The sequence below is a fragment of the Streptococcus sanguinis genome, from assembly GCF_900635155.1.
Lineage (GTDB): Bacteria > Bacillota > Bacilli > Lactobacillales > Streptococcaceae > Streptococcus > Streptococcus sanguinis_G.
The window spans coordinates 118,029-140,834 of sequence record NZ_LR134002.1; the positions used below are offsets into that span (position 1 = coordinate 118,029).

Consider the following 22,806-nt stretch of genomic DNA (forward strand, 5'->3'; position numbering starts at 1 on the left):
AAGATCAAACAGCCCTAGTCATCGAACTAGAGCTGTTTTTTAATGTTTGAGCTGAACTTGTGTTCCAGCAAGCAAATCAGCTGGATGGCGTTTGTCCTTGCGAAGCAGTCCCGTCAGCAGAAAAATCAAGAAGAGAATACCTGCTGAAGTTGACAAGAAAATTGACAGGGCATCTGCTTGATAAGCACTACGGATAGCTCCCATATGTCCCAGCTGCCAAGGGAAAAACTTGATAGCAGAGCGCAAAAGGCTTTGGGCAAAGCTCCTATGCTTGTAAATCAACTGTAAACCTGCCCAACGCTTGCCAAAACTGCCTTTTCTATAGTCTAGCCAAGCAAAGATGATAGTTAGAGGCAGGACTGAGGTAGAAAAAGCCAGAAGCTGGCTCTGGGCTTCAGTGAATACAGGAATGCCTCCTAGAACCAGATTGTAAAAACCCATAGCTAGTAAAAAAAGAGAAATGAGATAGAATGAGATGAAGAGCCAGTCTCCAAGCAGTTCTTTCAGACGAGTTTTGACTGGTATGGGATTGTCAGTTTTTAGTTTCATCTTTAGCACCTTCTTTCTCAGAATCATCAAGGCCAATCACCTTGTCCAAGTACTTTTTCTTAATCTTTAGCGCATTGTTAATAGCTATTGCTGATGCGATTAAGAGGAAGAAGGTCAACCAGACTAGGGCAGTGAATGTTGCTGGAAAGCTAGAACCTGCAAAGAAGAGAAAGATAGCTAGGGCAGATATAAAAATATACAGAACCTGCCAAAAGCCATAAGATTTCACTTCCTTATAGTAGCGATCTTTTTCGTCTTCTGAGAGGACGGGGTTTATTTCTGGTTTGTCGCTTTCTTCTAAAAGCAGATAATCTGTCGTCACCTGGAAAATCTTGCTCAGCTCTACAATTTTTTCCAGCTCTGGCAGTGCTTGGCCAGATTCCCACTTGGAAATGCTCTGGCGAGAGACATTGATTTGTTCAGCTAGTTTTTCTTGTGACCAGCCTTTTTCTTTTCTTAGTTCAAATAATTTATCAGCGAGTTTCATCGTGACAGCCTCCTTTTCTTTGCTAACTCTATCCTAACAGCTTTTAGTTATCTTGAGAATACAGCTTCCTGTACATTTTGTCAACCGCTGGTTGCACTTCTGTTTGCAGTTTCCAAACAGAAAATATGATATACTAGATAGGCAAAATGATACAAAAAGAAGGAAGATTATGTACGAATATTTTAAAGGAATCATCAGTAAAATAACAGCCAAGTACATTGTGTTGGAAGTCAACTCTATCGGCTATATTCTTCATGTAGCTAATCCTTATGCTTACTCAGGACATCTCCATCAGGAAGCCAAGGTCTATGTGCACCAGGTGGTGAGAGAAGACACGGAGCTCCTTTACGGCTTTGCGACCGAGGAGGAGAAGCAACTCTTTCTCAGCTTGATTTCAGTCTCAGGCATCGGCCCAGTGTCTGCTCTGGCTATTATTGCGGCGGATGATAATGCTGGCTTAGTGCAGGCCATTGAGCAGAAAAACATCACCTATCTGACCAAGTTTCCTAAGATTGGCAAGAAAACTGCCCAGCAGATGGTGCTGGACTTGGAAGGCAAGGTAGTGGCGGCGGATGGTCTGGCAGAAAGCAAGGCACCTGTCCAGACTGTGGATAATCAGGAGCTGGAAGAAGCCATGGAAGCCATGCTGGCTCTGGGCTACAAAGCTACTGAACTCAAGAAAATCAAGAAATTCTTTGAAGGAACGACGGATACAGCAGAAAACTATATCAAGTCTGCTCTTAAGATGTTGGTGAAATAGGAGACCAAATATGACCAAACGCTGCGGTTGGGTAAAGATGAACAACCCTTTATATGTGGCCTATCATGATGAGGAGTGGGGCAAGCCCCTCCATGATGATCAGAAGTTATTTGAATTGCTCTGCATGGAGACCTATCAGGCTGGACTTTCTTGGGAGACCATTCTCAATAAACGTCAAGCTTTTCGGGAAGCTTTTCATTTCTATGATGCCCAGAAAATTGCTCAGATGACGGATGCAGATCTGGATGGTTTGTTGGGCAATCCCGACATCATCCGTAACAAGATGAAGATTTATGCAACCAGAGCTAATGCCCAAGCTTTTTTGGCTGTTCAAAAGCAGTTTGGCTCTTTTAATGACTATATCTGGTCCTTTGTAGATTTCAAAACGATTAACAATCAGATTGTCCATTACAAGGAAGCACCTACTAAGACAGAGCTGTCAGAAACTATGTCCAAGGCGCTGAAAAAGCAAGGCTTCAAATTTGTCGGTCCCGTTTGTGTCTATTCATTCCTAGAAGCAGCTGGCCTTATCAACGATCATGAAAATGATTGTGATTTTAATCCACGTAAAAATACCGTTTGAGAAAGATTCTCAACGGTATTTTTCAATTTCTTCTTTTAGAGATTTTACTAGCTCTTTTTCATCGGCAAGTTGTAGTAGAGCAATCCCTTTTTTTATTAATTCGTTATCATTTTTGCAAATTCCAAGTCGAATCTGTGAAAGCCCGAGGGAATCATAACGTTTTTCTTTTTTTGACAAATCGTAAATGTACTTAGTAATTTCAGCGCATTCTCTCTTTAATCCATTATAAAGATAGATGGTAGAAAGGTTGACTAAAAGACCGATTTGTACATTATTCCCATAGCGAAATGATTGGTATTTCTTTATACTATTTAAAATCTTTTGGGTAAATTGTTTGATATTTTCTAAAGGGAAGAAATAAAGGATAGTAGAAAGAAGTCGAAAATCACTTTCATACCAAGTGTCCTGTTTTTCTAAATACGCCCAAATTTTATTGGTAGTAGCATTAATTTCTTTTGTCTCAGAAATTCCATTTTGTCTCAGATGAATAGTAATATTGATGATATCTAAAGCATGTTTAATCGGAATATCGGAATGTTTACATAGATATGCCTCGCATTCTCTCTTTAATTGTAACAAACCTTTCGTCCCTACAATAGTCTCACCTTGGTTATAAAGAGAATTTAAAATTTTCTGTCTCTGACTAGGTTGATAATAATCACAAATGTATTTAAATTCTTCTAGTGTCATATCTATCTGGCGAAGTAAAAAAATCATGGTATCGAACTTTGGCACGACTTGTCCACTTTCAATTCGTGCCAAAGTTGAGCGAGCTAAAAAATCCCCACAAATTTCTTCTTGAGTCAGCCCTTTTGATTTTCTAATTTCTTTATAGATTTTTCCATAATCCCAGCGCATAAGAACCCTCTTTGAAAATGTTACTAAAAGCTACGTTTTGAAAAAATGTTTTAAAATAGTATATCATGAAATAGAAAGGAGGGCAAAGGTGGGAAAAACAAAGCGCAAATTTATTTTGCTAGTAATGATTATTGTTAATGTATTTCCATGGTGGTGGCCTTGGGAATAGGTCTAAATATGAAAGAGAGGAGGGTGAGCCCAAAAGGCTAAATAAGACTTTACATTAAATTATATTACCTTTGAAAACAAGTAGTCAGTGAGGTACTAAAAATGAGGAAAAGCAGAATAAAATGGTTTTATTCCGTTGTTTTGTTGGTATTTGTTTTATTTGCACCTGTAGCAAGTATCAGAGCTGATATAGTGAACAGCGGAGAGGTAAAAATACAAGGAGAGGTTCCACGATATACTGACCCGGCCAATCAGTTTTACTATAGATATACAGCGAAACCTTATGATTTTTATTATAATCCTTATACAGGTGAGTGGAAAATGGTTCAAGTAATACCCACTTTACAGCACATGGTAAATGTTATGTTTGATGGTTGGGCTAGATACGGACCGTGGGTACCGCGTGTTTATAGATAAGGAGGTAGCTGCTGTGAGAAAAGCTAAAGAAAAAGAGCTTTTACATCTATTGCAAGAAGTATACCATTTAGATACGACTAAAAAGGATGAGAAATTTTCACAGCTAATCTTATCTACTGTTTATAAGATTGAAAATGGTAAGAATGCTTCAATTGAGTGTGTCCGTCTAATCCCTTTTTTAAATCAGTATCTATTGTCTGCCCCTTCAAAAGAATTAGTAGACTTACAGACCTTCTTGCAAAGGGAAAGTAATTTTTACAGGGGCTGGATTAGTTTTTTTAGCTGGTTTTAGTTGTATTTAAAAGAACCTGGGACAAAAGTCCAACCTCAAATATAAAAAGCGAACAAAACTAGTTTTCTGGTAATCAGAATTCTGCTTTGTTCGCTTTTCGTATTTAATTATAGATTTGAAGGGCTTAATAATTAAGATTTTTAAAAATTGAAATCTTTTTGTCCCAAACTCTTTTTATTGGAATTTATCTCTCCATTATAAAAAGATTCAAACCATTTGCCAATAGCATTTTCCTAACAATCTAGTTATTCTGCATAACACCAGTCATTCTTAAAAGTTTTCCACAGCATGTTGACAAGTTTGTCAAGGAACTTGACAGCTCTTTTTATTTCCTGGAATGAAAATCAACTTTTTTAAGATTTTTTGTGATAAAATAAAGCCAATTCCGAATAGTAAGGTAGGAGGTTCTATGAAAGCAGAAATTATTGCTGTGGGCACTGAGATTCTGACCGGTCAGATTGTCAATACCAATGCCCAATTTTTATCTGAAAAACTGGCGAGTCTGGGGATTGATGTCTATTTTCAGACAGCAGTAGGGGACAATGAAAATCGTCTCCTCTCTGTTTTGGAAATTGCTCAAGGACGCAGTAATCTAATTATCCTGACAGGAGGCTTGGGCCCAACAGAGGATGATTTGACCAAGCAGACCTTGGCTAAGTTCTTAGGGCGTGAGCTTAATTTTGACTCACAGGCTGTGGAAAAGCTGGATCGCTTTTTTGCCAGCCGGCCAGATTATGCTCGAACGCCCAACAATGAGCGTCAGGCCCAGCTAGTTGAAGGCTCGACTCCGTTACTAAATGCGACTGGTTTAGCTGTTGGCGGTTTATTGGAAGTTGATGGAGTGACTTATGTAGTCCTGCCTGGTCCGCCTAGCGAGCTCAAGCCTATGGTCAACAACGAGCTGGTTCCCCTCTTATCCACAGGTCAAAAGCTATATTCGAGGGTGCTACGCTTCTTTGGTATCGGCGAGAGTCAGCTAGTGACTATTTTGTCAGAGATGATTGAGCAGCAGAGTGACCCCACCATTGCTCCTTATGCAAAGACGGGAGAGGTTACCCTGCGACTGTCCACCAAGGCTCTGAGTCAGGCAGAAGCTGACACCAAGTTTGAGGCTGTGGAAAAGGAAATTTTGGCACATAAGACTTTTGAAGGTCAGTCGCTGTCAGAGATTTTCTATGGTTATGGAGATGACAATTCCTTGGCTCAGGTGGCTTTTGAGTTGCTGAAGGGTCAAGGGAAGACGATTTCAGCGGCAGAGAGTCTGACAGCTGGCCTCTTTCAAGCGACTTTGGCAGATTTTGCTGGAGCCTCTTCCATTTTTTCAGGTGGCTTTGTCACCTACAGCATGGAGGAAAAGAGCCGGATGCTAGATATACCGTTGGGAGACCTGGAGAAGCACGGTGTTGTTTCGGCTTTTACGGCTGGGAAAATGGCAGAGCAGGCTAGAAAGCTGACTGAAAGCGACTTAGCTATCAGTCTGACAGGTGTGGCAGGCCCAGAGTCGCTGGAAGACCATCCAGCAGGGACTGTTTTTATCGGCTTAGATAGTGCTGCTGGAACAGAAACTATTAAGGTCAATATTGCTGGACGAAGTCGGCGTGATGTGCGGAAAATTGCTGTTCTGCACGCCTTCAACCTAGTACGAAAAACTTTATTAAATAGCTGATTTTTGGTATAATGACGAAGATGGCCAAAAGACATTTTAGAAAAAACAGGAGAAATAAATGGCAAAGAAACAAAAAAAATTAGACGAAATCTCAAAGAAATTCGGCGATGAGCGCCAAAAAGCCTTGGATAATGCTCTTAAAAACATTGAAAAGGATTTTGGTAAGGGAGCCATTATGCGTCTTGGCGAGCGGGCAGAGCAAAAGGTTCAAGTTATGAGTTCTGGCTCTTTGGCCTTGGATATTGCCCTTGGTGCTGGTGGTTACCCTAAGGGACGGATTATTGAAATCTATGGTCCAGAGTCTTCTGGTAAGACAACCGTTGCTCTTCACGCTGTTGCTCAAGCGCAAAAAGAAGGTGGTATCGCAGCCTTTATCGACGCTGAGCATGCTTTGGATCCGTCATACGCGGCTGCTCTGGGTGTTAATATTGATGAGTTGCTGCTGTCTCAACCTGATTCTGGAGAACAGGGACTGGAAATTGCTGGCAAGCTGATTGACTCAGGGGCGGTGGACTTGGTGGTTGTGGACTCAGTTGCAGCCCTTGTACCGCGTGCAGAAATCGATGGCGATATCGGTGACAGTCATGTCGGCTTGCAGGCTCGGATGATGAGCCAGGCTATGCGCAAACTGTCTGCTTCTATCAACAAAACGAAGACGATTGCGATTTTCATTAACCAGCTGCGCGAAAAAGTTGGCGTTATGTTTGGTAATCCTGAAACAACACCAGGTGGCCGTGCACTGAAGTTCTATGCTTCTGTCCGTCTGGATGTCCGTGGTAATACTCAAATCAAAGGAACTGGTGATGAGAAGGATACCAATGTCGGTAAAGAAACCAAGATCAAGGTCGTTAAAAACAAGGTAGCTCCGCCATTCAAAGAAGCCTTCGTGGAAATCATGTACGGAGAAGGTATTTCTAAGACAGGTGAGCTGATTAAGATTGCGACTGATTTGGATATCATCAAAAAAGCTGGTGCTTGGTACTCCTACAATGATGAAAAAATCGGCCAAGGTTCTGAAAATGCTAAGAAGTACTTAGCTGATCATCCAGAAGTCTTTGATGAAATTGACCGTCAGGTTCGTGTCCGCTACGGTTTGATTGATGGAGACGATATGGCAGAAGCGGTTGGCAATAAGGCTGACAGCCCAGTAGAAACGCTGGAAGAAGTGACTCTAGATTTGGACGATGCCATTGAAATTGAAGAGTAATTTTGCAAAATAGGTCGCAAGACCGATGGTTTTTGTGATATAATAGACTACGATATTAGTATCGTGTAGCGAAAGGAGTACTTACATGATCACAATCTATACTGTCTCAAGTTGTACTAGTTGTAAAAAAGCAAAAACCTGGCTAAACGCTCATCAATTAACTTATAAAGAACAAAATTTAGGAAAAGAAGGCATCACCAAAGAGGAACTTCTGGATATTTTAACCAAAACAGAAAATGGTATCGCGAGCATTGTTTCATCAAAAAACCGCTATGCTAAAGGTTTGGGTGTTGACATTGAAGAGTTGAGTGTCAATGAAGTTCTTGACATCATCATGGAGACCCCGCGTATTTTGAAAAGTCCTATCTTAGTGGATGATAAACGTCTCCAAGTTGGTTACAAAGAAGATGATATCCGTGCTTTTCTGCCACGTTCTGTTCGCAATGTTGAAAATGCAGAAGCTCGTCTGCGGGCAGCTCTCTAATCTTTGAATATAACTGAAAGAGTCGGGAAGAGAATCTCGGCTCTTCTTTTTGTTTAGGTTGACAGAGGACTTTGGCGACTGGATGGATTGACAAGGAGCAGAACTGTGATACAATATCTCTGAGGAGGATGGAAGATGAAGAAAATTTTATTAGGACTGGGATTGAGTGTGGCACTGTTAGCAGGCTGTGGACATAAAAAGACAGAGACGAATTCGAATGCGACTGACAAGAAAGAAATCAGCAATAATCTGCCTATCATTGATAATGCCAAGCAGCAGGAAGTGATTACTCGGACACTTGTTTTTCCAAAGGATGAACGAGGAAACCAGCAGAGTCAGACAGTGACTTATCAGGGAGAGCATTTTAAACGCTTGGTTATTGAAAGGCTGACTGCGACTGATGATGAGATGAAAGAAGCCATCAAGCAAATGGGGCTGGAGGAAGCGCAGAAGTCGCTCAATGAGTCACTGGAGCAGGATGCAGACTATGTGCAGGCTCGTGGACTTCAAGGCTTCAGCGGCTCAGTGACAATTTTGAATGAGAACGAGCTGAAAATGACTTCCACCTATGACTTTGAGAGTTTGGATATCGAAAAAGCAGCGTCTATGCCTTATTTTCAAAATCTCAAGCTCAAAGAAATGATTAAGCTGACGCCAGAAGAATATATCAACAATCTCCTGATGAATGGAGCAGAAGAGCAGAAATAAGCTGCTCTTTTTTATTACATTTTAATGACAGAGTGACAATCAGTTTGACAGCGCCGTTTTTATAATGATATGATAAAATCAGCTCAATATTGAAGGAGATAAGACATGAGAAAATTAATTGTCTTTTTGCTGGCAGCTTTGGCAATCTTAACAGCTTGCAGTCAGCAGTCAAATAACAGTTCATCCTCACAGGGAGGGGCTGGAAAAGGAGATATTGTCACTAAGTCCTATAAAACTGAGAAGCAATTGGAACATGGAAAAGAAACCAGAATCTTAACAGTCAGCTACAGCGGACAGAAGTATGATAAGGTTATCTTGCATGTCAGCAAGGCTATTCCTGACAATATCAAGGAAGCTTTGTCAAAGCAGGATGTTTCCACTGTGAAGAAAGAAATGCTGTCTTTGATCGAGGAAGCACTGGGTCTGAAAGAAGTGGTGAATATCACCGGTCTTGACTTGAAAACAGATATGACTGCGGAAGAGATTTCTCTGGAGATGACTATCGATCCTGAGAATCTAGACTACGAAGCAGCCAAAAAGCTTCCAAACTATGCGCAGCTGTTTGAGCAAATCGAGACCCTGAGTCCAGAAGAATTGCTGAACAAGTTTAAGGGAAGCGACGGTGTGGAAGTGCCGTCTTCAAATTAGGAAGTTTCCATCCAGTTCTCTGAAGAGAGCTGGATTTTTGCTGGATTTCAGAGCCAGACTTCGGACAAATATTAGCTAAAGTTTATTGAAGAATTAGGAGAATTCGGGTGAATTAAATTTGTGAAAAGCCTATAATTATGCTATAATAGGGATATTCTAAAGAAAGAGGGTGTAATTGTGGGATTTACAGATGAAACAGTACGTTTTAATCTCGATGATTCAAATAAAAAGGAAATTAGCGAGACTTTGACCGATGTCTACAAGTCGCTCAATGAAAAAGGATACAATCCAATCAATCAAATCGTGGGATACGTACTCAGTGGCGATCCTGCGTACGTACCTCGCTATAACAACGCCCGCAATCAAATCCGCAAATATGAGCGCGATGAGATTGTCGAGGAGTTGGTTCGTTATTATTTGAAAGGACAAGGCGTCGATCTCTAATGAGAATTATGGGATTAGATGTGGGCTCGAAAACGGTTGGGGTTGCCATTAGTGATCCTCTTGGTTTTACGGCTCAAGGACTGGAGATTATTCCGATTCATGAAGATAAGGGCGAATTTGGCCTAGAGCGCTTGGGCGAGCTGGTTAAAGAGTATAAGGTTGATAAGTTTGTTATTGGCCTGCCTAAGAATATGAACAATACCAGCGGACCTCGAGTGGAGGCCAGTCAGGCTTATGGCCAGCGGGTTGCTGAGCTTTTTGGTCTGCCGGTTGACTATCAGGATGAGCGTCTGACGACGGTGGCTGCTGAGCGCATGCTGGTGGAGCAGGCGGACATTAGCCGCAGCAAGCGCAAGAAAGTTATTGATAAGCTAGCCGCACAGCTGATTTTGCAGAATTATCTGGATCGAAATTTTTAGAAAAGAAATGAAGGAGACACTAGTATGACACATGATCATAACCATGACCACGAGCATGAAGAGCGTGAATTAATCACCTTGGTTGACGAGCAAGGGAACGAAACTTTATTTGAAATTCTTTTGACCATTGATGGTAAGGAAGAGTTTGGCAAGAATTATGTTCTTTTGATTCCGGCTAATGCGGAAGAAGATGAGAACGGTGAAGTAGAGATTCAAGCTTATTCCTTTACTGAAAATGAAGATGGCACAGAAGGCGACCTGCAGCCAATCCCAGAAGACTCAGATGCTGAATGGGATATGATTGAGGAAGTCTTCAACAGCTTTATGGAAGAGTAAGACTGGCCTAGTCTCGTTTCCAGAAATGGACAAGTGTGGGCGAAAAGCTAGCTAAACTTGACAGAAGAAGGAAGTAGCCAAGGCTCGGCTATTTTCTATCTCGTATCATAAACATTAGAAAGAGGAGCGAGTTGCAATTCAGATTTGAGTTCTGCTTCGCTGCTCTTTTTTGGGTAAGAAAATGAATGAAATTGAAGAATGGCTGAACAGCCGAATTGGTCTAAACTTTCGTTCGGGTCTAGGGCGCATGCAGCAGGCGGTGACTCTTTTGGGGAATCCTGAGCGGAGCTATCCAACGATTCATGTAACTGGTACAAATGGCAAAGGTTCTACTATTGCTTTTATGCGTCAGCTGTTTGCGGGGCATGGTCGCAAGACAGGAAGTTTTACCTCGCCTCACATGATTAGTATTCATGATCGGATTTGTATCAACGGTCAACCGATTGCTTCGGCTGACTTTATCCGTCTAGGTCAGCAAGTGCAAAAGATGGAGCAAGAACTGCTCAAAAGCCATGACCAGCTGTCCTATTTTGAAATTCTGACCTTGATTGCTTTTCTCTATTTCAAGGAGCAGGCAGTGGATTTGGCCTTGATTGAGGTGGGGATTGGCGGACTCTTGGACACGACTAATGTCATTAGGGGAGATATTGCGGTCATCAGCTCTGTGGGCTTGGACCATCAGGAGACTCTGGGAAGGAGCTTGACGGCGATTGCGGAGCAAAAGGCAGGGATTTTCAAGCCGGGGCAGCCAGCGGTCATCGGACCACTGCCAGAGGAAGCGCGATTGGTTTGTGAGCAGCGAGCACAGGAGCTGGGAATAGAACTCTATCAGTATGGTCGCGATTTTTCTCTGGCAAATCAGTCTTTTTCCAATTCGACTATGACCCTATCCAATCTTGAACTGGGACTTAAGGGAGGCTATCAGGAGGAAAATGCAGCGCTGGCCCTGCAGGCATTCCTGCTCTTCATGCAGCAGCAAGGCTGGGAAATAGATTCTGCTAGGATTCGGACAGCCTTGCAGGAGACTTGTTGGGCAGGGCGTTTGGAAGAAGCCAGTCCAGGTATTTATCTAGATGGGGCTCATAATCTACCTGCGCTGAAAAGGTTAGTAGAGTTTATCCAGAGCCAGAATGACAAAGAGTGCCTGCTTCTTTTCGGTGCTCTCAAGCGTAAGGACTATAGCGCTATGCTGGCTTATCTGCGAGAGGCTCTGCCAGATGTTAAGTTGACGGTTACTTCCTTTTCTGATGGAGATTCCCTTAGTCGAGCTGAAGTGGAAGGCTTCTTCTACATAGAGGATTATCGGCAGCTTATTCAGAATTTTAAGGAGAGGCAAAACGATAATCAGCTGCTTTTCATTACGGGCTCTCTCTATTTTATTGCAGAAGTCAGAGCTTATTTGACAAGTTTATAAATTGACCGCCAGAGTCCCGCTTTGGTACAATAAAGACAGAAGAAAAAGGAGAATACTATGGCAATTTCTAAAAAGTTAATCTTTTCAGGTCTAACTGCTACGGTTATTTTGGCCTTGGCAGCTTGCGGTTCTAATCAGAACCAGACGTCACCTTCCTCTCAGTCTCAGTCAGTTGCTTCCAGCAAGCCAGCGGAGTCTTCGTCGGTAGCTAGCTCGTCTAGTGCTGCCAATAGTAGCTCATCTGCTTCAGCATCCTCTTCTGAGCAAGCAGCCAATGGCGAGCTTGATGGCAGCTATCAGACAAGTCATGAAGGCGATCAACTGACCTTACAGATTTCAGGAACTACTGGCCAGCTGACCAAGGTCGAGGCGGATGGTGAGCAGGAAATTGAACAGGTTCAAATTGATGCTACCAACCAGACGATGGTCATTGGAGATGATGTCAAGCGCTATCGAATTGAGGGCAATCAGTTGACTATCGAGGACCTTTCCCAAGAGCCTTATGATGATGACACACTGATCTTTACAAAACAATGATGAAAGAGCCCTGTCTTGAATAGGGCTTTTCCTTTTATCGGTTCTAATCTTTCAGTGAAATTCTTAGGATAGTAGTATTCAAAAGCTGTGCTTAGATTTTCATCGGTTAGAAATATAGTTTGCATTGATATAAACGTTGTTTTAAGGCAGTTTTACTGCTATACTAGAATATATGCAATGAGATAGGAGAGTGTATGACTTTCAGGAAATTCCGCTTATTAATGTCAAAATACGGTTTCAGCATCATTATTATGCTATTGGAGCTGGTCTTTGTCTTTGTTGCGTTTTTCTATTTTAATGAGATTGCACCCAACTGGCTGTCAGTGGCGATGATTGTTTTCCTGTATATTGGGACCATTTTAGCTATTGTCAACCGCAATATGCCGCCCGAGAGTAAGGTGACCTGGCTTTTGATTGCCGTGGTGCCGGTCTTTGGTTTCCTGCTCTATCTGATGTTTGGCGAGCGACGACTGTCTAAAAAAGAAATGATTCAGCTGGAAAATATGGACTCTATGAAATTTCGAGAGGACAATAGCTATGATCTACGTGTCCAGCTGAAACAGGAAAACAAGTCAGCCTACGGTATTATCAAATCACTGCTGAGTATGGACAATAATGCGGATGTCTATGACGGTACAGCTTCTCGCTATTTTCCCATCGGTGAGGAGATGTTTGAGGCCATGCTGGCTGACCTGCGGGCTGCTGAGAAATTCATTTTTCTGGAATTTTATATCATCGATGAAGGGCTGATGTGGGACAGTGTTCTAGAAATCTTGGTCGAAAAAGCTGCGCAAGGCGTTGAAGTCAAGCTGCTCTATGATGATATTGGCTGCATGGCTACTTTGCCTGGTGATTATACGCGTAAGCTGCGCAAGATGGGCATAGAGGCTTATAAGTTTAACAAGGTGATTCCGCGAATGACGGTATCCTATAACAACCGTGACCACCGCAAGATTTTGGTCATTGACGGCCAGGTTGGCTATACTGGCGGTATCAATCTGGCTGACGAGTACATCAATCATATCGTTCGTTTTGGACACTGGAAAGATGGCGGTGTGCGCTTGGAAGGTCGGGCGGTCAAGGCACTGACGCGGCTCTTTCTCATGAACTGGTATATCAACCGCGGGGAAATCACAGACTTTGACAAGTACCATCTGGAAAATAAAGCTGTCGAAGGCAGAGGTCTTTACATTCCCTATGGCAGCGGGCCTAAGCCCATTTATAAGGGTCAGGTTGGCAAAACAGTCTATCAAAATATTATCAGTCAGGCTACGGACTATGTCTACATTACCACGCCTTATCTGATTATTGATTATGACCTGACGGAGGATATTAAGAATGCTGCTATGCGGGGAGTGGATGTCCGCATCGTGACACCTTTCATTCCGGACAAGAAGCTGATTCAGATTGTTACCCGTGGAGCCTACCCAGATCTGATGGAGGCAGGGGTTAAAATCTTTGAGTACACGCCAGGGTTTATCCATAGCAAGAATGTGGTGGCTGATGATGAATTTGCTGTGGTAGGGACGATTAACTTTGACTACCGCAGTCTGGTGCACCATTATGAAAATGCAGTCCTGATGTACCATACGGAGAGTATCCCAGCTATCAAGGAAGATTTTGAAGCAATTTTTGAGGCTTCTGAGGAAATTCTTCCTGAAAATCTCGATAGCAGCTGGTATCGTCGCTTTATCAAAGAAATCATGCAGCTCTTTGCACCTATGCTCTAAGGCCAGAGGTGGGCAAATTCTGCAGCAATATACAGAAAATCTGAGGCAGAAGTCTCAGATTTTTTGCTTGTGCTTTTGCGAATCGCGCTGAGAGATGTTCTTGTTGTTCTCACTTTTATATGGGTACGGATTTTTGCTCTGTTTTTACGAATGTAAAAAATAAAGGAATTTTTTAAGATGACAATGGAGAAAATTTCCAGTCAGCCGCTTGCTTATGAAACGAGAGAATATCGCTGTTTTCGGGAATTGGAGGAGCTGGCTAGGAACTATAATGCTCAGAAGAAGAGTCAAGAGAAAGCTGACAGGAGGACAGGAATTTGATATACTAGATGGGACTGATATCAAGGAGAATATTTTATATGCATGATACAACGGAAGAAAAAGTTTTAGAGGTTTCAGAGGAGCAGCTGACTAGGGCTGAAAGGTCTGAGCAAAAATTTACCAAGCCAGAGCCGACGCCCTATTTTTTGACCCTCTTATGCAGTTTGGCTATCAGCCTGCTAAGTGTGGTCAATCCTTTGTTGACCAATCTAGCAACGAATTTACAAAGTCAGAATCTCTATGCCGGCTGGGCCATGACTCAGGGGCAGGTTCCTTATTCGCAAATATATGGGACTAGTGGCCTGCTTTATTATCTGATGGCTTGGACCAGCAGTCTGGCTTTTGGCCAGCTTTTGTGGATGGTCTTTCAGACGCTGGCTCTGTGGATGGCCGGACTTTTTCTGCACAAGACCTTGGTGCTCTTACAGCCTAAACAGGATCTATCGCGCAGCCTCCTGCTGCTCTTTTACCTGCTAGTCTTTGCCCTTGGATTTGGCGGTCTTTACTCTAGTATTTTTGTCCTGCCCTTTATTTTTTGGAATCTATCTTTTTTGGTGCGCTATCTGCAGGATTCAATCAAGGATGAAAAGTTCATTGCCTATGGAGCTTTTGGAGCCCTCGCTTTTATGATTGATCCGGTTTCCAGCCTAGTCTTCTACTCTTTGACTGCTCTGGTGCTTTTGGTCTACAATATCGCAGCCAAGCGTGCGGCTCGAGGCTTCTATCAGCTTTTAGCTGGTCTCTTTGGCTTCTCAGTGATTTTTTATCCTATCGGCTACTTTACTGTTGCCAATCGAACCTTTGGCCAGGCGATTAGTCAGGTGACCTATTCTTGGGATTCCATCAGCTTGATTGGCAGTCATAGTATTTCTAATTTGGTTTATTATGGCTTGCTGACGGTCGGTCTAGGTTTTATTTCTGCTTTGGGTGTCAATCTCTTTCCAAGAGAAAAGGGGCAAGCAACTAGCTTGCGCGTCTTGCGCTTTATCGGTCTGCTAGGACTCTTCATTACTGTCTTTGCAGCTTTTATCCTGCCAGATCAAGGCAGTTATCAACTGCTTCCGGCCCTGCCTTTTGCCATGATTCTTTTTGCTTTGTGGTTCAATAAAGGCAAGCAGCAGGCACCGGGGCGTCACCGCCGAGATCGCCGTCGTCCTACCATGTGGACTTCCTATCTCTCAGGCCAGTTCTTTCTGCCGCTCTTAGCCATCTTTTATCTGATTGGCTATCCTTTGGTCAATGAGTATATCCTTTCCAGCGGTGTATCTGCTGAAAGAAGTGAGGCGGCTCAGTATATTAAGGAAAAGACCAAGGATGGGGATACTATCTATGCCTGGGATACCTCGGCTAGTCTGTATCAAAAGAGCGGCCGCTTATCTGCTGTCTCTCTCTTGACTCCAACTTTGTATGTGGGAACGGCTGAAAATCGTCTAGGTCTTCAGAAGGGACTGGAAAACAGTCAGCCCAAGTATATTTTGGTTAACAATGATGTCAAATTGCTATCAGATGTGAAGCAGCTAATTTCCCAAAATTACAAGGAAGCTGACCTCAAGCTCAAGCATTTCAAGCTTTATCAACTTAAGTAGTAAAATCAATATGTTGTGTATAAAAAGAAAAAATAACTTTTTTGCCACAACATATTGATTTTTAATTTTAACGTGCTATAATGAGACTTATATCGACTGATTTAAAAAATACTGTTCTTTGGATAAACCGCTGTCGGAGATTTCTTGGGAATTTCTTAGCAGGCGGCTAGTCTGAAGAGACTTGATTTGTCCTAAGGGCAGGAAAAGGAAGTGTTCATGATGATTTTACGGGAAGAGAAGTTTGAAACTGCTCCAGCGATTTATGTGGAGAAGCGGGATGGCCGCAGGGTGGCTTTTGATGTGTCAAAGATCTATAAGGCTATGGTGCGGGCAGCTCAAGAAGTCGGTCCTCTGAATCCGATGCTGGAAGCCAAATTAGAAGCTATCACAGACCGCATTGTGGCAGAAATCAGCAGTCGTTTCGCTAAGTATGTCAAAATCTATGAGATTCAGAACATCGTTGAGCATGAGCTTTTAAATGCCAAGGAATACGCTATTGCGGAGAACTACATCACTTACCGCACCCAACGGGATTTTGAGCGCTCAAAAGCGACTGATATCAACTTTACTATTGACAAGCTTCTCAACAAAGATCGTACGGTAGTCAATGAGAATGCTAATAAAGACAGTGATGTTTTCAATACCCAACGGGATTTGACAGCTGGGATTGTCGGCAAATCCATTGGGCTTAAGATGTTGCCGCCTCATGTGGCCAACGCCCACCAGAAGGGGGACATCCACTACCATGATTTGGACTACAGCCCTTATACACCGATGACTAACTGCTGTCTGATTGACTTTGACGGCATGCTGAAAAATGGCTTCAAGATTGGGAATGCAGAAGTAGAGAGTCCCAAGTCTATCCAGACTGCGACAGCGCAAATCTCGCAAATCATTGCCAATGTAGCTTCTAGTCAGTACGGAGGTTGCTCTGCGGACCGCATTGATGAAGTTTTGGCGCCTTATGCTGAACTTAATTATCAAAAGCATCTCAAGGATGCGGAGCAATGGGTTTTGCTGGATAAGCAGGAAGAGTACGCCTGGGCGAAGACCAAGAAGGACATCTACGATGCCATGCAGTCACTGGAGTATGAGATTAATACTCTCTTTACCTCTAACGGTCAAACTCCTTTTACCTCGCTGGGCTTTGGTCTTGGGACCAATCGTTTTGAGCGGGAAATTCAGAAGGCCATTCTCAATATCCGTATCAAGGGACTGGGAAGCGAGCACCGCACAGCAATTTTCCCTAAGCTGATTTTCACCCTTAAGCGTGGGCTCAATCTTGAGCTGGGAACGCCTAACTACGACATCAAAGAACTGGCTCTGGAGTGTGCCACTAAGCGCATGTATCCAGATGTGCTTTCCTATGACAAGATTATCGACTTGACTGGATCGTTCAAGGTACCGATGGGCTGCCGTTCTTTCCTGCAAGGCTGGAAGGATGAAAATGGTCAGGAAGTCAACTCCGGCCGTATGAATCTAGGTGTCGTTACTGTCAATCTGCCGCGGATTGCGCTTGAATCCGAGGGGGATTTAGATAAATTCTGGGAACTCTTTAACGAGCGGATGAATATCGCTGAGGATGCTTTGGTTTACCGAGTGGAGCGGACTAAGGAAGCCAGTCCAGCCAATGCACCGATTCTTTATCAGTATGGGGCTTTTGGCCAACGCTTGGGCAAGTATGATCAGGTGGACCAGCTCTTTACTCACCGTCGTGCAACGGTTTCCCTAGGCTATATCGGTCTGTATGAAGTGGCAGCAGTCTTTTACGGCGGCGACTGGGAAACTAATCCAGAAGCCAAGGACTTTACGGTTGCTATTGTCAAAGATATGAAGCGTCGGGTGCAAGAGTGGTCAGATCAGTATGACTATCATTTCTCCGTCTACTCGACGCCGTCTGAAAGCCTGACCGACCGTTTCTGTCGTTTGGATACAGAGAAGTTTGGGGTCGTTCCGGATATTACTGACAAGGAATACTATACTAACTCCTTCCACTACGATGTGCGCAAGAATCCAACGCCTTTTGAAAAGCTGGACTTTGAGAAGATTTATCCTGAAGTGGGTGCTTCAGGCGGCTTTATCCATTACTGTGAATATCCTGTTCTTCAGCAAAATCCAAAGGCACTGGAAGCTGTCTGGGACTATGCCTATGACCGAGTTGGTTACTTAGGTACAAATACGCCGATTGACCGCTGTTACAAGTGTAACTTTGAGGGAGATTTCACGCCGACCGAGCGGGGCTTCGCCTGTCCAAACTGTGGCAACAGCGATCCCAAGACGGTCGATGTGGTCAAGCGGACCTGCGGCTACTTAGGAAATCCGCAAGCCCGCCCAATGGTCAATGGCCGACACAAGGAAATATCAGCTCGGGTCAAGCACATGAATGGCTCGACTATTAAGTACGAAGGAAATTAAGATGGGAAAGTATCAATTGGACGACAAAGGAAAGGCTCAGGTGCAGCGTTTCCATGAAAAACATTCGCAGGGTGGCAGCGGTAAGAAAGAACGATTGGCCAAACTGCGTCAGCAATTTTTAGAAAAGAACAAGAAAGAATAGAAGTCAGAGTGGGGCGCAAGGCGGTCTCACTCTCTTCGTATCAGGAGGCACTATGGAGCTGAGACGACCGAAACTAGAAGACAAGGAAAAGATTTTAGAGATGCTGGCTGACTTTGAAGCGGTTGGCAGCCGGCAGGACGGCTTCTTTGGCGGAGCGGATTTTGTCTACGAGGAATGGCTGGAGACTATTCAGCTAGCTGAGGCAGGTCTAGGCTTGCCACAAGGTTTTGTGCCCTACATCCAACTAATCTCTTTTGCTGCGGATGGTCGGGCTGTGGGCTTTCTCAATCTGCGCTTGCGGCTCAATGACTATTTGCTCCAAGAAGGCGGGCATATCGGTTACAGTATTCGTCCCTCTGCGCGTGGGAAAGGATTGGCAAAAGAGCAGCTGCGACAAGGCTTGCAAGTAGCCAAAAGTAAAAATATAAAACGAGTCCTAGTGACTTGCGATTGTGATAATGCTGCCAGTCGGTCAGTGATTCTGGCTAATGGCGGAGCTTTAGAGGATATTCGAGGCGGGAAAGAGCGTTATTGGATTGATGTCGATTAAGGAGGGAGCATGGAGCTAAGACGACCAACTTTGGAAGATAAAGAAGCGATATTAGAGATGATTGCGGAGTTTGATGCTGCAAAATCCTATATGCACGGTGGCATGGGCTCCACTTGGAAGCGAGCAAAGGATTATGAGGATTGGTTGAAAATTGTAGAACGGCAGGAGGATGCTACCACGCTGCCAGCAGGTTGGGTTCCTGCCATTCAATTTTTATCCTTTGATGAGACTGTCCTGCCTCTAGGATTTTTAGCTCTGCGCCTATCCTTGAATGACAAATTATTTGTAGAGGGTGGCCACATTGGCTATTCTATCCGGCCCAGCCAACGAGGCAAAGGATATGGGAAGGAGCAGTTGAGATTAGGACTAGCAGCGGCTCGAAAGCAAGGACTGGAACGAGTACTGATTACCTGCGATGAAGACAACGAAGCCAGTCGTCGCACCATTCTCTCTGCTGGCGGTGTTTACGAAAATACAATCGATAGAAGTCAGCGCTACTGGATTGATGTCGATTAAGGAGGGACCATGGAGCTAAGACGACCAACTTTGGAGGATAAAGACGCGATATTAGAGATGATTGCTGAGTTCGATGCTGCAAAATCCTATATGCACGGTGGCATGGGCTCCGCTTGGAAGCAAGCAAAGGATTATGAGGATTGGTTAAAGATTGTAGAGCAGCAGGAGGATGCTGCCAACCTGCCAGTAGGCTGGGTTCCTGCCATCAAATTTTTATCCTTTGATGAGACTGGCTTGGCTCTGGGCTTTTTAGCCCTACGCCTATCCTTAAATGAGAAATTATTTGTAGAGGGTGGGCATATTGGCTATTCTATCCGGCCCAGTCAACGCAGGAAGGGATTGGCTAAGTTGCAGCTAGAGTTAGGACTAGCAGAGGCTAGAAAGCAAGGACTAGAACGAGTGCTGATTACCTGCGATGAAGACAACGAAGCCAGCCGACGCACGATTCTCTCCGCTGGCGGTGTTTACGAAAATACAATCGACAGAAGTCAGCGTTACTGGATAGAGCTAGATGGGGAGGTGTCATGAATAATCCCAAACCTCAAGAATGGAAAAGTGAGGAGCTGAGCAAGGGGAGAATCATTGACTATAAGGCTTTTAACTTTGTAGATGGCGAAGGTGTCCGTAACTCCCTCTATGTCAGTGGCTGTATGTTTCACTGTGAGGGCTGCTATAATGCAGCAACCTGGTCTTTCAACGCTGGCATTCCTTATACCCAAGAGTTGGAGGAGCAGATTATGAAAGACTTGGCGGAACCCTATGTGCAGGGGCTGACCCTCCTAGGCGGTGAGCCTTTTCTCAATACAGGTATTCTCCTGCCCTTAGTCAAGCGGATTCGGAGAGAGCTTCCGGACAAGGATATCTGGTCCTGGACGGGCTACGCCTGGGAGGAGATGATGCTGGAAACGGAGGATAAGTTGGAGCTGCTGAGTCTGATTGATATCCTGGTGGACGGTCGTTTTGACCTTACCAAGAAGAATCTCATGCTGCAGTTCCGCGGATCTTCCAATCAGCGCATCATTGATGTGCAGAAGTCGCTTCAGTCAGGCCAGGTAGTCATCTGGGACAAGCTGAATGATGGCCTCCAGGCCTATGAGCAAGTTGACAGAGACAAGATGCTTTAAAAAACAAGCAACATACTGATATAAAAGAGGTTTTACCTCTTTTTTCTGTTGCCAAAAACAGTATAAAATATCGGTTTTTCGAGAATGAAGAAGGAATTTACTGAAAATTAATACAGACTGTCCTTTTTTGTCAACAAAATTTGAAAAAAACTAAAATATTTTTAAATATTTTAGTGTATCATAATGCATTTATGATATAATAAAATGTATTTATATCTCAGGGGAGAAAAAGGGAGAATTATGAATCATCATAGGAGAAATGTGCCTGCTTCTAAAAAGGGGAAGAAGCTTAGGCTCTTTAATGCAGCTTTACTGACATTGGTAAGCTTGGTTTCAGGTTTGCTGGTTTTTTCTATATTTAAAAATAATGTTCTGGCGTTTCATCACCTGAACCTTATTTTGTCTGCTTTTTTGGCGGCTGTTATTTTACTGGCAGCCTTCTTTATATGGAAAAATAAGTTCAAAGTTCTGACCACGGTGCTTTTGTTTGTGACCTTGCTGGTATCTTCAGGAGCCATGTACGGGGTCAAGGAATTGATGGACTTATCTAGAGGTGTGAACTCCACTTCAAATTACTCTGAAATTGAAATGGCCGTTTATGTCCGGGCGGACAGCGATAAATCAGATGTGACTCAACTGCAGAAGCTGACAGCTCCGACTGAAAATGGAGACAAGGACAATGTAACGGCTCTTCTGGACCACATCAAGAAGACTAAAAAGACAGAGCTCACAGTGGAAAACAGCTCTTCATATATTGCAGCCTACAAGGCCCTCATCAATCAAGAGGCGGAAGCTATTGCCCTCAATAGTTCATTTGGAGATATGCTGGCTTCTCACGATGCTGATTATGCTTCAAAGATAAAGAAAATCTATACTTATAAAATCACCCGTCAAGTAGAGACAGGCAAGCGCAGGGATGATGCCAATGCGGATGTCTTCAATATCTATGTCAGCGGTATTGACACTTATGGAACTATCTCATCTGTCTCACGCTCAGATGTCAATATCATCATGACGGTTAATCGCAAGACCAAGAAAGTCCTCTTGACTACAACTCCGCGTGATTCTTATGTAGCCATTGCAGATGGAGGAGGCGGACAGATGGACAAGCTGACCCATGCAGGGATTTACGGAGTAGATGCTTCTGTCCACACGCTGGAAAATCTTTATGGTATTCGCATTGACTACTATGTTCGTTTGAACTTCACTTCCTTCCTCAAGCTGGTAGACCTACTGGGAGGGATTGATGTTGAAAATGACCAAGAATTTACCAGCCGACACGGCAATCATCATTTCCCAGTAGGGAAAGTCCATATGAACTCAGATCAGGCACTTGGCTTTGTTCGCGAGCGTTACTCTCTTCAGGGGGGCGACAATGACCGCGGAAAAAATCAAGAAAAGGTTATCGAAGCAGTCATTAAAAAGCTGACTTCAACCAGTGCTTTGAAGAACTACAACGAGATTATTTCCGGCTTGCAGGACTCTATCCAGACCAATATGGAGCTGCCTGTTCTTATGAATCTGGTCAATACCCAACTGGAATCAGGGGGAAGCTATCAAGTTCAATCACAAGCCATCAGCGGAAACGGTCGTATGGATTTACCATCCTATGCTATGCCAGATTCCAATCTCTATATGATGGAAATCCAACCGGAAAGCCTTGATAATGCTAAGGCAGCGATTCAGCAGGTAATGGAAGGGAAAACACCATGATTGATATCCATTCTCATATTATCTTTGATGTGGACGATGGTCCTAAGAATTTTGAGGATTCTAAAAAACTGCTGGAAGAAAGTTATCGACAGGGAGTTCGGACCATCATCTCTACTTCTCATCGCAGAAAGGGTATGTTTGAAACGCCTGAAGAGACCATTAGCGCTAATTTTAAAATGGTAAAAGAACTGGCAGAGCTTGTAGCGCCTGACTTGACGGTTCTCTATGGGGCAGAGGTTTACTACACTAGCGATGTGGCGGATAAGTTGGAAAAGGGGATTTTCCCCAGTCTAGCAGGCACACGCTATGTGCTGATTGAGTTTAGCATGGCGACGCCTTATAAAGACATCCATACAGGTCTAGCTCAGATTTTGCGCTTAGGTCTAACCCCAGTCGTGGCTCATATTGAGCGCTATCACTGCCTGGAAAATGATGAAAAGAAGGTGCAGGAACTCATTAATATGGGCTGCTATACTCAGATTAACAGCTCCAGTGTTCTGAAGCCTAAGCTGCTTGGAGACTCGCATAAATTTATGAAAAAACGGGCTCAGTTCTTTTTGGAAAAGGACTTGGTCCACTTTGTTGCCAGCGACATGCACAATCTAAGCCAGAGACCGCCCTTTATGAAAGAGGCCTTTGACATCGTCGCTAAGAAATACGGTTCTCGCCGGGCAGAGGCCCTCTTTGGTGGCAACCAAGCTTTATTATTGAAAAATGAATTGATTTAGGGGA

At 43.7% G+C, this 22,806-nt stretch carries 27 protein-coding genes; 24 read left to right on the forward strand and 3 right to left on the reverse strand.

Annotation, left to right across the window (positions count from 1 at the left end; translation table 11 throughout):
* Positions 1–39: 39 nt before the first annotated feature.
* Together ELZ47_RS00635 and ELZ47_RS00640 are read right to left on the reverse strand one after the other, a co-directional pair.
* Positions 40–549: an RDD family protein gene (locus ELZ47_RS00635; RefSeq protein ID WP_164549528.1), complete on the reverse strand. Its 510-nt coding sequence runs from the start codon at positions 547–549 to the stop codon at positions 40–42.
* Positions 533–1,036 carry a helix-turn-helix domain-containing protein gene (locus ELZ47_RS00640; protein ID WP_126434977.1) on the reverse strand — a complete coding sequence of 168 codons (504 nt, stop codon included), beginning with the start codon at positions 1,034–1,036 and terminating at the stop codon, positions 533–535. The genes ELZ47_RS00635 and ELZ47_RS00640 overlap by 17 nt, the downstream gene beginning before the upstream one ends.
* Positions 1,037–1,205: 169 nt before the next feature.
* Here ELZ47_RS00640 and ruvA point away from each other — a divergent pair, with 169 nt between their 5' ends.
* On the forward strand, positions 1,206–1,796 hold the full coding sequence (gene ruvA, locus ELZ47_RS00645; protein ID WP_126434978.1) for a Holliday junction branch migration protein RuvA: 591 nt from the start codon (positions 1,206–1,208) through the stop codon (positions 1,794–1,796).
* Between the two features lie 10 nt (positions 1,797–1,806).
* Positions 1,807–2,379: a DNA-3-methyladenine glycosylase I gene (locus ELZ47_RS00650; protein ID WP_126434979.1), complete on the forward strand. Its 573-nt coding sequence runs from the start codon at positions 1,807–1,809 to the stop codon at positions 2,377–2,379.
* A gap of 9 nt (positions 2,380–2,388) precedes the next feature.
* Here the strand turns inward: ELZ47_RS00650 and ELZ47_RS00655 are convergent, their stop codons facing one another.
* Entirely contained in the window at positions 2,389–3,237 is an 849-nt protein-coding gene (locus ELZ47_RS00655; RefSeq protein ID WP_002917851.1) for a helix-turn-helix domain-containing protein, read from the reverse strand.
* A 598-nt stretch (positions 3,238–3,835) separates the two neighbouring features.
* Here ELZ47_RS00655 and ELZ47_RS00665 point away from each other — a divergent pair.
* The 22 genes from ELZ47_RS00665 (at position 3,836) to cps4B (ending at position 22,802) form a co-directional block, all read left to right on the forward strand.
* Positions 3,836–4,114, forward strand: a complete 279-nt coding sequence (locus ELZ47_RS00665) for a bacteriocin immunity protein (RefSeq protein ID WP_223310420.1) — start codon at positions 3,836–3,838, stop codon at positions 4,112–4,114.
* Between the two features lie 409 nt (positions 4,115–4,523).
* On the forward strand, positions 4,524–5,780 hold the full coding sequence (locus ELZ47_RS00675; protein ID WP_164549529.1) for a competence/damage-inducible protein A: 1,257 nt from the start codon (positions 4,524–4,526) through the stop codon (positions 5,778–5,780).
* Between the two features lie 58 nt (positions 5,781–5,838).
* On the forward strand, positions 5,839–6,987 hold the full coding sequence (recA, locus tag ELZ47_RS00680; protein ID WP_002899282.1) for a recombinase RecA: 1,149 nt from the start codon (positions 5,839–5,841) through the stop codon (positions 6,985–6,987).
* A gap of 85 nt (positions 6,988–7,072) precedes the next feature.
* Positions 7,073–7,471: a transcriptional regulator Spx gene (gene spx / locus ELZ47_RS00685; RefSeq protein WP_002894078.1), complete on the forward strand. Its 399-nt coding sequence runs from the start codon at positions 7,073–7,075 to the stop codon at positions 7,469–7,471.
* Positions 7,472–7,606: 135 nt separating this feature from the next.
* Positions 7,607–8,179 (forward strand): SP0191 family lipoprotein, encoded by a 573-nt coding sequence (locus ELZ47_RS00690; RefSeq protein ID WP_125330729.1) that lies wholly within the window; start codon positions 7,607–7,609, stop codon positions 8,177–8,179.
* Positions 8,180–8,284: 105 nt separating this feature from the next.
* Complete coding sequence (locus tag ELZ47_RS00695) at positions 8,285–8,827, forward strand: hypothetical protein (RefSeq protein WP_125330730.1); 543 nt, start codon at positions 8,285–8,287, stop codon at positions 8,825–8,827.
* 177 nt (positions 8,828–9,004) lie between these two features.
* Positions 9,005–9,271 carry an IreB family regulatory phosphoprotein gene (locus ELZ47_RS00700; RefSeq protein WP_002894075.1) on the forward strand — a complete coding sequence of 89 codons (267 nt, stop codon included), beginning with the start codon at positions 9,005–9,007 and terminating at the stop codon, positions 9,269–9,271.
* On the forward strand, positions 9,271–9,690 hold the full coding sequence (ruvX, locus tag ELZ47_RS00705; protein ID WP_002911439.1) for a Holliday junction resolvase RuvX: 420 nt from the start codon (positions 9,271–9,273) through the stop codon (positions 9,688–9,690). The genes ELZ47_RS00700 and ruvX overlap by 1 nt, the downstream gene beginning before the upstream one ends.
* Before the next feature lie 24 nt (positions 9,691–9,714).
* Positions 9,715–10,026, forward strand: a complete 312-nt coding sequence (locus ELZ47_RS00710; protein ID WP_002894073.1) for a DUF1292 domain-containing protein — start codon at positions 9,715–9,717, stop codon at positions 10,024–10,026.
* Positions 10,027–10,207: 181 nt separating this feature from the next.
* Positions 10,208–11,440 carry a bifunctional folylpolyglutamate synthase/dihydrofolate synthase gene (locus tag ELZ47_RS00715; RefSeq protein WP_125330731.1) on the forward strand — a complete coding sequence of 411 codons (1,233 nt, stop codon included), beginning with the start codon at positions 10,208–10,210 and terminating at the stop codon, positions 11,438–11,440.
* A 57-nt stretch (positions 11,441–11,497) separates the two neighbouring features.
* Complete coding sequence (locus tag ELZ47_RS00720; protein ID WP_125330732.1) at positions 11,498–11,977, forward strand: SP_0198 family lipoprotein; 480 nt, start codon at positions 11,498–11,500, stop codon at positions 11,975–11,977.
* Between the two features lie 194 nt (positions 11,978–12,171).
* Entirely contained in the window at positions 12,172–13,707 is a 1,536-nt protein-coding gene (gene cls, locus ELZ47_RS00725; protein ID WP_126434980.1) for a cardiolipin synthase, read from the forward strand.
* Between the two features lie 177 nt (positions 13,708–13,884).
* Positions 13,885–14,028, forward strand: a complete 144-nt coding sequence (locus ELZ47_RS00730; protein ID WP_126434981.1) for a hypothetical protein — start codon at positions 13,885–13,887, stop codon at positions 14,026–14,028.
* Positions 14,029–14,066: 38 nt separating this feature from the next.
* Entirely contained in the window at positions 14,067–15,614 is a 1,548-nt protein-coding gene (locus ELZ47_RS00735; RefSeq protein ID WP_126434982.1) for a heme transporter CcmD, read from the forward strand.
* Between the two features lie 219 nt (positions 15,615–15,833).
* Positions 15,834–18,029 (forward strand): anaerobic ribonucleoside-triphosphate reductase, encoded by a 2,196-nt coding sequence (gene nrdD / locus ELZ47_RS00740; RefSeq protein ID WP_126436092.1) that lies wholly within the window; start codon positions 15,834–15,836, stop codon positions 18,027–18,029.
* A 1-nt stretch (position 18,030) separates the two neighbouring features.
* Complete coding sequence (locus ELZ47_RS00745; protein ID WP_002911455.1) at positions 18,031–18,171, forward strand: hypothetical protein; 141 nt, start codon at positions 18,031–18,033, stop codon at positions 18,169–18,171.
* Between the two features lie 52 nt (positions 18,172–18,223).
* Positions 18,224–18,721: a GNAT family N-acetyltransferase gene (locus ELZ47_RS00750; protein ID WP_126434983.1), complete on the forward strand. Its 498-nt coding sequence runs from the start codon at positions 18,224–18,226 to the stop codon at positions 18,719–18,721.
* A gap of 9 nt (positions 18,722–18,730) precedes the next feature.
* Positions 18,731–19,237 carry a GNAT family N-acetyltransferase gene (locus ELZ47_RS00755; RefSeq protein WP_126434984.1) on the forward strand — a complete coding sequence of 169 codons (507 nt, stop codon included), beginning with the start codon at positions 18,731–18,733 and terminating at the stop codon, positions 19,235–19,237.
* Positions 19,238–19,246: 9 nt separating this feature from the next.
* Complete coding sequence (locus tag ELZ47_RS00760; protein ID WP_125330736.1) at positions 19,247–19,765, forward strand: GNAT family N-acetyltransferase; 519 nt, start codon at positions 19,247–19,249, stop codon at positions 19,763–19,765.
* Positions 19,762–20,361: an anaerobic ribonucleoside-triphosphate reductase activating protein gene (gene nrdG / locus ELZ47_RS00765; RefSeq protein WP_125330737.1), complete on the forward strand. Its 600-nt coding sequence runs from the start codon at positions 19,762–19,764 to the stop codon at positions 20,359–20,361. Before ELZ47_RS00760 ends, nrdG begins: the two co-directional genes overlap by 4 nt.
* A gap of 204 nt (positions 20,362–20,565) precedes the next feature.
* Positions 20,566–22,074, forward strand: coding sequence for an LCP family protein (locus tag ELZ47_RS00770; protein ID WP_125330738.1), 1,509 nt, complete (start codon positions 20,566–20,568; stop codon positions 22,072–22,074).
* Positions 22,071–22,802 carry a capsular polysaccharide biosynthesis protein Cps4B gene (gene cps4B / locus ELZ47_RS00775; RefSeq protein ID WP_125330739.1) on the forward strand — a complete coding sequence of 244 codons (732 nt, stop codon included), beginning with the start codon at positions 22,071–22,073 and terminating at the stop codon, positions 22,800–22,802. The genes ELZ47_RS00770 and cps4B overlap by 4 nt, the downstream gene beginning before the upstream one ends.
* Positions 22,803–22,806: the final 4 nt, after the last annotated feature.

What these genes read in the sequence shown, in the direction of transcription:
- ELZ47_RS00690 (WP_125330729.1), top strand. Translation starts at nt 7,607, where the DNA reads ATGAAGAAAATTTTATTAGGACTGGGATTGAGTGTGGCACTGTTAGCA.
- spx (WP_002894078.1), top strand. Translation starts at nt 7,073, where the DNA reads ATGATCACAATCTATACTGTCTCAAGTTGTACTAGTTGTAAAAAAGCA.
- nrdD (WP_126436092.1), top strand. Translation starts at nt 15,834, where the DNA reads ATGATTTTACGGGAAGAGAAGTTTGAAACTGCTCCAGCGATTTATGTG.
- ELZ47_RS00745 (WP_002911455.1), top strand. Translation starts at nt 18,031, where the DNA reads ATGGGAAAGTATCAATTGGACGACAAAGGAAAGGCTCAGGTGCAGCGT.
- ruvX (WP_002911439.1), top strand. Translation starts at nt 9,271, where the DNA reads ATGAGAATTATGGGATTAGATGTGGGCTCGAAAACGGTTGGGGTTGCC.
- ELZ47_RS00720 (WP_125330732.1), top strand. Translation starts at nt 11,498, where the DNA reads ATGGCAATTTCTAAAAAGTTAATCTTTTCAGGTCTAACTGCTACGGTT.
- cls (WP_126434980.1), top strand. Translation starts at nt 12,172, where the DNA reads ATGACTTTCAGGAAATTCCGCTTATTAATGTCAAAATACGGTTTCAGC.
- ELZ47_RS00710 (WP_002894073.1), top strand. Translation starts at nt 9,715, where the DNA reads ATGACACATGATCATAACCATGACCACGAGCATGAAGAGCGTGAATTA.
- ELZ47_RS00655 (WP_002917851.1), bottom strand. Translation starts at nt 3,237, where the DNA reads ATGCGCTGGGATTATGGAAAAATCTATAAAGAAATTAGAAAATCAAAA.
- ELZ47_RS00650 (WP_126434979.1), top strand. Translation starts at nt 1,807, where the DNA reads ATGACCAAACGCTGCGGTTGGGTAAAGATGAACAACCCTTTATATGTG.
- ELZ47_RS00715 (WP_125330731.1), top strand. Translation starts at nt 10,208, where the DNA reads ATGAATGAAATTGAAGAATGGCTGAACAGCCGAATTGGTCTAAACTTT.
- ELZ47_RS00675 (WP_164549529.1), top strand. Translation starts at nt 4,524, where the DNA reads ATGAAAGCAGAAATTATTGCTGTGGGCACTGAGATTCTGACCGGTCAG.
- ELZ47_RS00770 (WP_125330738.1), top strand. Translation starts at nt 20,566, where the DNA reads ATGTATTTATATCTCAGGGGAGAAAAAGGGAGAATTATGAATCATCAT.
- ELZ47_RS00760 (WP_125330736.1), top strand. Translation starts at nt 19,247, where the DNA reads ATGGAGCTAAGACGACCAACTTTGGAGGATAAAGACGCGATATTAGAG.
- recA (WP_002899282.1), top strand. Translation starts at nt 5,839, where the DNA reads ATGGCAAAGAAACAAAAAAAATTAGACGAAATCTCAAAGAAATTCGGC.
- cps4B (WP_125330739.1), top strand. Translation starts at nt 22,071, where the DNA reads ATGATTGATATCCATTCTCATATTATCTTTGATGTGGACGATGGTCCT.
- nrdG (WP_125330737.1), top strand. Translation starts at nt 19,762, where the DNA reads ATGAATAATCCCAAACCTCAAGAATGGAAAAGTGAGGAGCTGAGCAAG.
- ruvA (WP_126434978.1), top strand. Translation starts at nt 1,206, where the DNA reads ATGTACGAATATTTTAAAGGAATCATCAGTAAAATAACAGCCAAGTAC.
- ELZ47_RS00635 (WP_164549528.1), bottom strand. Translation starts at nt 549, where the DNA reads ATGAAACTAAAAACTGACAATCCCATACCAGTCAAAACTCGTCTGAAA.
- ELZ47_RS00730 (WP_126434981.1), top strand. Translation starts at nt 13,885, where the DNA reads ATGACAATGGAGAAAATTTCCAGTCAGCCGCTTGCTTATGAAACGAGA.
- ELZ47_RS00750 (WP_126434983.1), top strand. Translation starts at nt 18,224, where the DNA reads ATGGAGCTGAGACGACCGAAACTAGAAGACAAGGAAAAGATTTTAGAG.
- ELZ47_RS00755 (WP_126434984.1), top strand. Translation starts at nt 18,731, where the DNA reads ATGGAGCTAAGACGACCAACTTTGGAAGATAAAGAAGCGATATTAGAG.
- ELZ47_RS00640 (WP_126434977.1), bottom strand. Translation starts at nt 1,036, where the DNA reads ATGAAACTCGCTGATAAATTATTTGAACTAAGAAAAGAAAAAGGCTGG.
- ELZ47_RS00695 (WP_125330730.1), top strand. Translation starts at nt 8,285, where the DNA reads ATGAGAAAATTAATTGTCTTTTTGCTGGCAGCTTTGGCAATCTTAACA.
- ELZ47_RS00735 (WP_126434982.1), top strand. Translation starts at nt 14,067, where the DNA reads ATGCATGATACAACGGAAGAAAAAGTTTTAGAGGTTTCAGAGGAGCAG.